At 64.6% G+C, this 7,740-nt stretch carries 10 protein-coding genes and 1 tRNA gene; 10 read left to right on the plus strand and 1 reads right to left on the minus strand.

The genetic code is table 11. The annotated features are described in order from the left end of the window. The coding region (locus SY1_RS06545) for a transporter associated domain-containing protein (protein ID WP_208873143.1) at positions 1-422 on the plus strand (422 nt) is incomplete at its 5' end. Positions 423-497: 75 nt separating this feature from the next. Here the strand turns inward: SY1_RS06545 and SY1_RS06550 are convergent. After that, a complete protein-coding gene (locus tag SY1_RS06550) occupies positions 498-1,742 on the minus strand; it encodes a M23 family metallopeptidase (protein ID WP_015556558.1) in 1,245 nt (414 codons plus the stop codon). Between the two features lie 266 nt (positions 1,743-2,008). On the opposite strand from SY1_RS06550, the gene SY1_RS06555 reads away from it, so the two are divergent. The 9 genes from SY1_RS06555 to SY1_RS06595 all read left to right on the plus strand — a co-directional run. Beyond that, a complete protein-coding gene (locus SY1_RS06555; RefSeq protein WP_015556559.1) occupies positions 2,009-2,191 on the plus strand; it encodes a ferredoxin in 183 nt (60 codons plus the stop codon). 20 nt (positions 2,192-2,211) lie between these two features. Beyond that, positions 2,212-2,288, plus strand: a tRNA-Ile gene (locus SY1_RS06560). Positions 2,289-2,701: 413 nt separating this feature from the next. Next, positions 2,702-3,472, plus strand: coding sequence for a Nif3-like dinuclear metal center hexameric protein (locus SY1_RS06565; protein ID WP_015556560.1), 771 nt, complete (start codon positions 2,702-2,704; stop codon positions 3,470-3,472). A gap of 104 nt (positions 3,473-3,576) precedes the next feature. Next, positions 3,577-4,587 carry a tryptophan--tRNA ligase gene (gene trpS, locus SY1_RS06570; protein WP_208873146.1) on the plus strand — a complete coding sequence of 337 codons (1,011 nt, stop codon included), beginning with the start codon at positions 3,577-3,579 and terminating at the stop codon, positions 4,585-4,587. Between the two features lie 12 nt (positions 4,588-4,599). Beyond that, positions 4,600-5,385, plus strand: coding sequence for a segregation and condensation protein A (locus tag SY1_RS06575; protein ID WP_208873147.1), 786 nt, complete (start codon positions 4,600-4,602; stop codon positions 5,383-5,385). Further along, entirely contained in the window at positions 5,354-5,995 is a 642-nt protein-coding gene (gene scpB / locus SY1_RS06580) for an SMC-Scp complex subunit ScpB (protein ID WP_015556562.1), read from the plus strand. The genes SY1_RS06575 and scpB overlap by 32 nt, the downstream gene beginning before the upstream one ends. Beyond that, positions 5,970-6,704: a pseudouridine synthase gene (locus SY1_RS06585; RefSeq protein ID WP_015556563.1), complete on the plus strand. Its 735-nt coding sequence runs from the start codon at positions 5,970-5,972 to the stop codon at positions 6,702-6,704. The genes scpB and SY1_RS06585 overlap by 26 nt, the downstream gene beginning before the upstream one ends. Positions 6,705-6,728: 24 nt before the next feature. After that, entirely contained in the window at positions 6,729-7,619 is an 891-nt protein-coding gene (locus tag SY1_RS06590; protein ID WP_208873149.1) for an HDOD domain-containing protein, read from the plus strand. A 12-nt stretch (positions 7,620-7,631) separates the two neighbouring features. Continuing rightward, the coding region (locus SY1_RS06595; protein ID WP_208874015.1) for a (d)CMP kinase at positions 7,632-7,740 on the plus strand (109 nt) is incomplete at its 3' end.

Consider the following 7,740-nt stretch of genomic DNA (forward strand, 5'->3'; position numbering starts at 1 on the left):
AGTACGCGCTCGTCGTGGGGATCATCACGCTGCAGGACATCATGCTGATGCTGATGGGGCGGCTCGTCGGGGAGGAGGAGCAGATCACGAAGCGGGACGATACGTCGTGGCTGCTGGAAGGGGCCACCCCCATCGAGGACGTCAAACACGTCCTGAGGCTCGACGCCTTTCCCGATGAGGAGAACTACGAGACGATCGGCGGCTTTATGACGTACATGCTTCGGCGCATCCCGCACCGCATGGACTTCGTCACCTACGGAGGGCATAAGTTTGAGGTCATGGACCTGGAGAGCTACCGAATCGGACAGATCCTGGTGACGCGTCTGTCGGTCGGTGCGCCGAATGGAGCGGAGGGCGCAGACGCGACACCCCCGCAATCGGGCGCCGCTCCCGCAGGGAATGCGGACGAAGGGGAGAAGTGATCGGGCTTCGCCGCGAAACAGCGGGAGGAGAATGCGGGCGGGCTTCCGTTTTCAGGCTGCGCTCTGCACAGTGCGTCAGCGAAGGTAGAGGACGGGGTTCACGGGCTTGCCGTTGACGCGGACCTCGAAGTGGAGGTGGTTCGTCGTGGCGCGCCCCGTGCGTCCGACGTTGGCGATGATCTGACCCTCTTGCAGTTTCTGGCCGACCTTTACGGTGACCTTCTGGCAGTGCGCGTAGAGCGTCTGAAGCCCGTTGCCGTGGTTGACGAGGACGAAGTTTCCGTACCCGCTGTAGCACGGCGTTTTGTTGGTTCCCGTCCGGGCGACGACGCCGTCCTTCGCCACGCGGATGACGGTGCCGGCCGGCATGGGGATGTCGATTCCATCGTGCTTCCTTGAGCCGCGCTTTCCGAACCCGGAGCTGACCGCGCCGTTGACAGGCCAAAGCATCTTTTTGCCTCGGAGGCCGACGGAGGGATGGGCGTCCTCGGAGGGGGGCGTCTCCGGAAACGTGGGGAACAGGAACGAGCGGTTCAGGTCCGCCATGGATGGCGTCCTGGGCGCTGCACTCTTGGGCAGGCGCACGATGGCGACCGAATCGCCTGAGATCACAAGCCTCATGGGGCCGGTGCCCGAGTCGCCGTCCGGCGAGAGGAGGAGGAGCGGGGCGGCCTTCGCCTGCTTTTTCCCGCTTCCGTCCTTGCCGTCGGCGTTTTTGTCCTTCGTCACCTTGCCCGTCGCCGGAGTCTCGCGCTTGCCGTCCTGTGCCGGGCGCCCTGCGACGGCGTCCTTGAGGCTTGGCGGTGCGGGGGCCTTGTTGGGGGCGCCCTGCGGGGCGACTGGAGACGTTTTGCCGCCTTCGGGGGGTGGAGCGGGCTTTGTGCCCGTTGCCTGGGGGGCGGGCGGCGTGGGCCTGAGCGAGGCCGAGACGGGAGGGACGCCGCTGGCCCCCCGCGCCCGCTCCGCGACTGCGGCGGACGTCGTCTTGACCAGCGCTTTCGGCTGCCAAGCGCCCTGGTGCTGCCACAGGGACAACACGTCCGTCCTGGATTTCGGAAGGTAGAGCACCTTCCCTGGAGCGAGGTCGCTCACCGTGCAGTTGTTCGCCCACAGGACGTCGGCTGAGGACAGGTCGTGGAGGAGGCAGAACTTGTCGAGGCTCTCGAGGCCTCCTGCGACGTCGTCGGAGAGGGTCAGGCTCTCCCACCTGGCCGCGCAGGCCTCCCTGACGCAGCAGGTCAGGAGTACCAGCAGCGCGGCTGCGGCGTACAGCGCCCCTGCGAGGAAGAGCCCTCGTTTTCTTTTTCGATTGGTGGACATTTCAAAACCGCCCCTCTATGCCGTTTCATTTCAGTGGAGCTCATTATTGCAGAAAAAAATGGATTTGGGGAGGCGGTTTTTTCGTAGAGGCGAAAGTTTTCCCCCTTGTACAAAACCCAAAAACGCCCGTCTCCCGCGCAGCGCGGGAGGCCGTGCACTGTGGTGTGCTCCACGCAGTTTGACGGAGGGGCGCGCTCATATTAAAATGGGCTGTAAAGAGTATGGAAGGCGTGCGTGCTCTTTGGACGGAGGCGAGAGACAGGACAATGAAGATCTCCCTGGATCAGACAGCGTGCATAGGCTGTGGGCTCTGCGTACAGATCAGCCCCGAAAATTTCGCCCTGGACGAGGGGAAGGGGACGGCAAAGGTCGTCAAGGCGGAGACGGAGGATGAATCTGCAAGGGAGGCTGAATCCAGCTGCCCCGTCGGTTGCATTCGGGTTGAATAACGGTTATAATTTCAAGATACGGGCCTATAGCTCAAGTGGTTAGAGCCACCGGCTCATAACCGGAAGGTTCCTGGTTCGAGCCCAGGTGGGCCCACCATGACGAAATATCCGGCAAAACGTCCGGTCTATGACAACCCCCGCCGCGAGGCGGGGTTTCGTCGTTCAGAAAGGAGCGTCGAGGGGAGGACGGGCCGCGCTTGAGGACGGAGGCGGTGGGGGCCGATTTCGCGAGCTCCTTTCGCTTCAAGTCGCTTCAAGGCGGCACTTCGGGCCCTGCGGCTGTAAATTTAAGGAAGCGCTGATTAATCTTCAAAAGTTGTTGAGAGCAATCAAGGAGCATCAAACAAGGGGTATCCTTCAGCGCTTCCCTGAAATTTTAAAATGGGGCTACGCCCCAATCCCCACGCGCTTCGCGCGGCCTGGTGAAGTTTCAGGCACTGAAGGGAGTCTATGCGGTTGACAGTTCTCAACGACTTAATCAGTGTTTCCTTAATAGGGGAGTGACAGGCGATGAAAGTTCGCGATCTGCTGCAACGGGTGGACCGTGTCGCGCCGTTCAGCCTGGCTGAGGAGTGGGACAACGTGGGCTTGATGGTCGGGGATCTGGACGCGGAGGTCAGCCGCGTCGGCATAGCCCTTGACCCCGTCGGCGAGGCGGTCGCGGCGGCAGCGGAGCAGGGGTGTCAGGCGCTCCTGTGCCATCATCCGCTCCTGTTTCGCCCCTTGAAGAAGCTGGACCTCAACTCCGACCCCGGGCGCGCCGTGCGGGAGGCGATCAAGCGCGACGTGGCCGTCCTGGCGGCGCACACGAACTGGGACTGCGCGGAAGGGGGCGTCAGCTGGGAGCTGGCCGGCCGCCTGGGCCTGATGGGGATAACGCCCCTCGACCTGAACACGGGACTGGGGGCGAAGGGCCACCTCCCGGAGGCGGAGGCGCTCGACCGCTTCATCGAGAGGGTCAGGGAGGCGTGGAATTTGACCCGCCTCGACTGTTACGCGCCTGCAAACTGTAGTATACTGCACGTGGCCCTCTGCGGCGGTGCGGGCGCGGAGTTCTGGCCTGCCGCCGGGGCCTGGGGCGCGGATATCTACCTCACGGCGGACGTCAAGTATCACGAGTTGATGGACGCGACCCGCGCAGGACTGGCCGTCGCCGTCGCGGACCATGGGGAGATGGAGTGCGTCTCCCTCCCGGAGCTGGCCCGACGGATCGGCGCGGGGGGCGGCATCGAGACGGTGTTGATCGACGTGAGGGGATTGAGCGCCCCCATTCGCTTATAAAATGCTGGAGTCGGACAAACGCTGATTGAATCAGGTAGCCCGTCCCCGATCGGGTAGAGGGCCGGCCGCACGTGTACGGACAGGAACGAAAGGATTGGTCTGTTTTGAAGAAGCGGGTTTTCAGCGCGATGAGGCCCACGGGGCCTCTGCACCTGGGACACATGGCCGGGGCGTTGAGCAATTTTGTCAAACTGCAGCAGGACGAGCAGTACGATTGCTTTTACAGTTTGGCGGACTGGCACGCCCTGATGTCCAATTACGCTGAATCGGCGGAGACGGGGGAGTACTGCTACACGGCCCTGCTGGACTGGCTGGCGGTGGGGCTGGACCCGGAGAAGAGCCCGATCTTTGTCCAGTCGCACGTGCCGCAGCACGCGGAACTGGCTCTGGCCCTGGGGATGATCACCCCCCTGGGCTGGCTCTACCGCAACCCCACGTATAAGGAGCAGATCGACAACATCAAGAACAAGGACCTGAGCACCTACGCCTTTCTGGGCTATCCCGTACTGATGGCGGCGGATATCCTGCTATACAGGGCGAGCCTCGTGCCGGTGGGGGAGGACCAGAGCGCGCACCTGGAGTTGAGCAGGGAGACGGTGCGGCGCTTCAACAACTTCTTCGGAGAGGGGCTGCTGGTGGAGCCTCAGCCGCTCTTCACGGCGACGCCCAAGGTTCCGGGCATCGACGGGCGAAAGATGAGCAAGTCCTACGGCAACGCCTTGCAGATATCGGAGTCGGCGGAGTCCATGTGGCAAAAGCTTCGGGGCATGGTGACGGACCCCGCGCGCATCAAGAGGACGGATCCGGGGAACCCGGACATCTGCCCCGTGTGGGACCTCCACAAGGTCTTCAACCCCGACGATGAGGAGAAAAAAGAGATCGCCGAGGGCTGCCGCACGGCGGGGATCGGCTGCGTCGACTGCAAGAAGCGGCTGAACGCGCACATTCAGGAGATGATGGCCCCGGTGCGCGAGCGCCGCGCCCGCTATGAGGGGAACAGAAAGCTCCTGGACGATATCCTGACCGATGGGGCGCGCCGCGCCGAGGCCGTCGCGCGGGAGACGATGGGGTCGATCTATCCCGCCATGGGGCTGCTGGTGAACCCCGCAAGGTAGCCCGGCAGGGGAATGCCTATGGAGGCTTTTGACATCTCCGTCGAGGGGTTCTCCGGCCCCCTGGACCTCCTTTGCAGCCTCGTGGAGAGCCGGCAGATGGAGGCGTCCCGCATCAAAGTGCGGCAGCTGGTGCGCATCTACGGGGTGTACTTGGCGCGCACGAAGCGCGCTTCCGTCGAGACGATCGCGGAGTTCTTCTACATGGCGGCGGGGCTCATCCTCTCCAAGACCCGCTCCCTCCTGCCCGGCGCGGAGCCCGGGCCGGAGGAGGAGGTCGAGGTCGACGAGGAGGCCCTTATGGAGACCCTGGTCCGCTACCGCCCCTACCGTGTGGCGTCCCACTGGCTGTGGGGGCGGCTTGAGGAGCAGTCGCGCTGCTTCAGGCGACCCGCTCAGGGCGCGGCGGAGGACGGAGGAGGGGAGGCTTTGGACCTCGAATACGACATTGGGGACCTCTACTTCCTGGCCCGCGTCTGGTGGGGGGTCTTTGAACGCCACGACCGTGAACGGAGCCGCGAGCGGGAACGCCTGCTGGAGGAGGAGGCCGCCGACTGGGACGGGTTCGCCGAGGCGGCGCCGGACGAGGCGTTGATCGAGGACCGAATCGCGGAGCTGGACGGTCGGCTGGCGCGGGAGGGGACACTCTTCCTGAGCGCCCTGTGCCGCGCCGCGCACTCGGTCAAGCTGCTGGTGGTCACGCTCCTGGCGCTCCTTGAGATGTGCCGCATGGGCAGGGTGCGCATAGAGCAGGAGGAGCTCTTCGCCGATGTCAAGGTCCTTGCCGGGTCGGCAGCCTGAGGCCGGGGAGGGCCTCTCCGTGCTGGCGGCCCAGATCGAGGCCGTCCTCTTCCTGGCGTCCTCGCCCGTGTCCGAGGCAGAGCTGAGAGGGGTCTTCGAGGTGTCCGGCGCGGAGCTGGCGCGGGCCATCGAGGAGCTGGGCGAACACTTGAAGAGCGGGCACGGGCTGGTTTTGAAGGCCATGGCCGGAGGGTGGGTCCTGGGGACGAACCCCCACTTCGCGGAGGTCCTGTCGCGCTTTCGGGACACCGCCCAGAGGGGCCGCGTCCGCCTGAGCCGCGCGGCGGTTGAGACGGCCGCGATCATCGCCTACAACCAGCCGGTCACGCGGAGCGAGGTCGAGGAGCTGCGCGGCGGCTTCCGCTCCGAGCGGGTCATCGAGACGCTCCTGGGCCACGAGCTCATCCGCATCGCGGGGCGCAAGAAGGCCAGCGGTTCCCCCCTGCTCTACAGGACCACGCCGAGGTTCCTCGAGGTCTTCGGCCTGGAGGCGATCGCGGACCTGCCGAGCCTGGAGGAGCTGGGCGAACTGGGCGCGGGGCCCCTGGACGACGACGGACGGGGTGGGGAGGACGACGTGAGGGATGGAGGTGAGAGGGACGAGGCTTAACGCATTTCTCGCCGCCTGCGGCGTCGCCTCGCGCCGGCGGGCGGAGGAAGTTATCCGCGCCGGGCGCGTGCGGGTGGGGGACAGGATCGTCCTGGCTCCCTTCTTTCAGGTCGATCCCGAGGTGGACGAGGTGACCTGCGACGGCCGAACCCTGAAGGCGACGGAGCCCGTGTACGTGGTCATGAACAAGCCGGGGGGCGTGGTGTGCGCCGTAAGCGACAAGTACGACCCCGTGGTGGTCGATCTGCTCCCGGAGGCCGTGAAGTCGCGCCGGGTCTATCCCGCGGGGCGGCTGGACCGGGAGAGCGAGGGGCTTCTGATCCTCACGAACGACGGCGCCCTCACCCAGGAGGTCATGCACCCCTCGAAGGGGCTCCACAAGGAGTACGAGGCGCTCCTGAACGTCCCCATCAACGAGCGCCAGCTTGCGCGATGGCGCGGGGGATTTGAGATCGAGGGGCGGAGGGCCGTCCCGATCTCCGTGACCCTCATGGACCGGGAGCCAGAGGGGCGGTGGGTGTCCGTTGTCATCGGCGAGGGGCTCAAGCGGGAGGTTCGCGTGATGGCGAACCTGGCGGGCTTTTCGGTGGAGCGCCTGGTCCGGAGGCGGCTTGGAAAGATGGTCCTTGAGAAACTTCGTCCGGGTGAGTTTGTGGATTTGTCTTTTTCCGAACTGTACACTAAAATATTCGAGGGTGGAGTAGTATAACCTGCATGCAAGGGGGACGAGTTCGTGAGTGAGGTAGACGAACGTTCAAAGGAACTGATCAAGACGCGCATTATCAGCAAGCTGAAGGACATCAAGTCCTTCCCCCAGTTTGTGTTGGAGACGCTGCGTAAGCTGAACGATCCCACAAGCAACGCGTCGGACGTCGCTCAGAGCCTGTCCAGGGATGAGGGGCTGGTGCTGAGGGTGCTGAAGCTGGCCAACTCGGCCGCTTACGGCATGACCCGCAACATCTCCAACATCTCGGAGGCGATCGCTCTTCTGGGGTACAAGAGCGTCAGCAACATCGTCCTTGCCGCAACGGTCTACTCCGTTATGGACAAGGGCCTGTCGGGCTACGCGCTGGACAGGGGCGAGCTGTGGCGCCATTCCCTGACGGTGGCCTATGCGTCGCGCTACATCGCCCAGGTGACGGGCAAGGTGCAGACCGAGGACGCCTACGTCGGCGGCCTCCTTCACGACATCGGCAAGGTGGTGCTGAACGACTACGTCCGCTTTGGCTACGGGCTCATCGTGAAGATGGTCGAGGAGGAACACATCCCGTTCCCCGAGGCGGAGTTTCGCGTGCTGGGGTTCGATCACGCCATGGTGGGCGCCCTTCTGACCGAGCGCTGGGACCTGCCCGAGGCGTATCAGATGGCGGTGGCCTATCACCACAAGCCCAACGAGCTTCCGGAGGACAAGCTGCAGTACCAGCCGATCCTGGACGTCGTCAGCGTGGCGAACTCCATCTGCCTGATGTTGGGGATCGGGCTTGGGGCGGACGGACTTCAGACCTACATGTTCCCGGAGCCCCTGGAGCGCCTGGGGATAACGAACTTCGAGGACCTGATGGCGGACCTGGTGGACTTCGCGGGACGCATCGCCCAGGAGATGGTGGACATGAAGGGCCTGTAGGGAGGACGCCCCTTGACCTACGTCCTGACGATCGACGGTCCGGCGGGCGCCGGCAAGAGCTCCACGGCGCGGAGGCTGGCCCGTCGCCTCGGCGTTCGCTACCTCGATACCGGCGCCATCT

Origin of the sequence: Fretibacterium fastidiosum, from assembly GCF_000210715.1 — a bacterium.
In the GTDB taxonomy this organism is placed as follows: Bacteria; Synergistota; Synergistia; order Synergistales; family Aminobacteriaceae; genus Fretibacterium; species Fretibacterium fastidiosum.